Below are 1,566 nucleotides of genomic sequence, written 5' to 3'. Positions count from 1 at the left end.
CCCGCCCGCACCCGCTTGTCCGCCCACCAGGGGACCCATACCGTGAGTCGCAGACCTCCCTGCCACGATCTGCGTCCCCTCGCGAACTCTCGTCAGAAGAGCTTCAGTCATTTTTATGAATAAATCTGTTAATCATAAAGTAGAGTGAGTGCTCTTATGACAAACGTGGACCCGATTCCGGCGCAGACCTGGCCGAAGATCGAACACGAACAGCAGACATGGGTTCCGATGTCGAGTTGGGGCCTGAACGCGGAATACGAGAGCGTTCCGCGGCGGTACCGCTCGGCCGTACCACCGCTGATCGCTGGGCTGCACCCACGTCCTGACACCGAGGCCGAACACGTGGCTCAAATTGCCACGCAGGAACTCAGTCGGTTCGATGCCGAACTCGGCACTCGCGTCGCTGCGTTCGCGCCCGTGCTCCTTCGTTCCGAGGCGGCCTCGTCATCCCAGATCGAGAACCTGACAGCGAGCGCCCGCGCGATCTTCAGTGCCGAACTCGGCGCAACGGGTAGCCGAAACGCTGATCTCATTGCCTCGAACACGCGTGCCATGCAGGCGTCGATAGAGCTTTCAGAATCAGTCTCCCCCGGCGCCATTCTCGAGATGCACGCCGTCTTGATGGCCGGACAGAACCGCCACACGCCGGGAGCCTGGCGGCAGGAGGCAGTCTGGATCGGCACGAAGTCGAACAGCCCCATCGGCGCCGAATTCGTCGCTCCGTCTTCTGAACGCGTGCCAAAACTCATCGACGACCTTGTCTCATTCTCGGCGCGGCAGGATATTCCCGCCCTGATTCTGATCGCCGTTGCCCACGCACAGTTCGAGACGATTCATCCCTTCACCGACGGCAACGGACGCACCGGGCGCGCCCTTGCACAATCGCTTCTGCGGCACCGAGGCGTGACCCGCAACGTTGCTGTACCCGTCTCGGCCGGGTTGCTCGCCGACGTCGATGGGTACCACCGGGCTCTCACGTCGTATCGGGAGGGGGATGTCTCGCCGATCGTGCTGGCCATGGCCGAGGCATCACTGCGTGCAATCGCGAACTCCCGCACGTTGGTCGCAGAGATTGATGTGATCCGCGCCGGCTGGGCCGAGCGGCTGACTGCACGCCGATCGAGCAACGCGTGGAAGCTTCTGGATGTCGTCGCCCAACGACCGGTGATCGACTCGGCCACGGCGGCGGCGGCATTGGGCGTGATGCAGCCGAACGTCTATCCCCCTCTCAGAGCCTTGACCGACTCGGGCATCCTGACATCGAAGACGGATCATCGACTCGGTCCGTTCTGGCGCAGCGACGAGATCCTGGGAGCAATCGACCGCTTTGCCGAGCGCGCGGGGCGCCGCGAGAGGCGGTGAGGAACCTCAGACTCTCCGCCAGATCAGCGGGCCTGCGAAGGGACGCAGATCGTGGGTCGGGGGCAGCTGTGCCACGATCTGCGTCCCCTCGCGCGGGTCAGGTGGTGGGAGGGTGGGATGTCGCAGCGAGGCCGACCACGAGGAGGGTTATGCCGAAGTCGAATGCCTCATCTTCGGGGGTGAATGGCTCCTCGGGGAGGGGGG

At 63.8% G+C, this 1,566-nt stretch carries 1 protein-coding gene; it reads left to right on the top strand.

All coding sequences use genetic code 11. From position 1 onward, the window contains the following. Positions 1 to 156 precede the first annotated feature (156 nt). The gene (locus C5B96_RS11580; protein ID WP_104245519.1) at positions 157 to 1,362 is read left to right on the top strand and encodes a Fic family protein; all 1,206 of its coding nucleotides are present in this window, start codon (positions 157 to 159) and stop codon (positions 1,360 to 1,362) included. Positions 1,363 to 1,566 lie beyond the last annotated feature (204 nt).

The sequence above is a fragment of the Subtercola sp. Z020 genome, assembly GCF_002931235.1.
Classification (GTDB): Bacteria; Actinomycetota; Actinomycetes; order Actinomycetales; family Microbacteriaceae; genus Subtercola.
Note: the sequence above shows the minus strand (reverse complement) of the source record. Positions and strands in the feature narration are given on the sequence as shown.

Excerpts from the sequence above, each read along its gene's own strand:
- C5B96_RS11580 (WP_104245519.1), top strand. The coding sequence starts at position 157 with ATGACAAACGTGGACCCGATTCCGGCGCAGACCTGGCCGAAGATCGAA.